1 pseudogene is annotated in these 295 nt (G+C 70.2%); it reads right to left on the bottom strand.

The features are described 5' to 3' along the window. A pseudogene (locus tag P0G09_RS19415) lies at positions 1 to 295 on the bottom strand (ZIP family metal transporter); the annotation flags it as partial.

Genomic DNA, 295 nt, shown 5'->3' on the forward strand with positions numbered 1-295 from the left:
GGTTGTGCAGGGTGACTGCCAGCACCATCCGCCCACAACGGCCCGGCCCGGCATTCAACAGGCGGCCCGCCAGCGTTTCCAGCCGCAAAAGCCCTACCGCACCCAGCAGCAGGCCCACGGCAGGCGGGACCCATGCAGGCAGCGGCCCCTGCTCTGCCCGCTCAATGGCCGGCAAAAGCAGGCTCCATACGCTGGCCGCCAGCATGATGCCCGCCGCCATGCCGCAGAGCATCCGCCGGGTGGCAGGCTCCCCGGTCTTCCGTAGCAGGAACACACAGCCGGTGCGGCTGGTGTG

Origin of the sequence: Faecalibacterium sp. DFI.5.82, from assembly GCF_029076575.1 — a bacterium.
Lineage (GTDB): Bacteria > Bacillota > Clostridia > Oscillospirales > Ruminococcaceae > Faecalibacterium > Faecalibacterium duncaniae.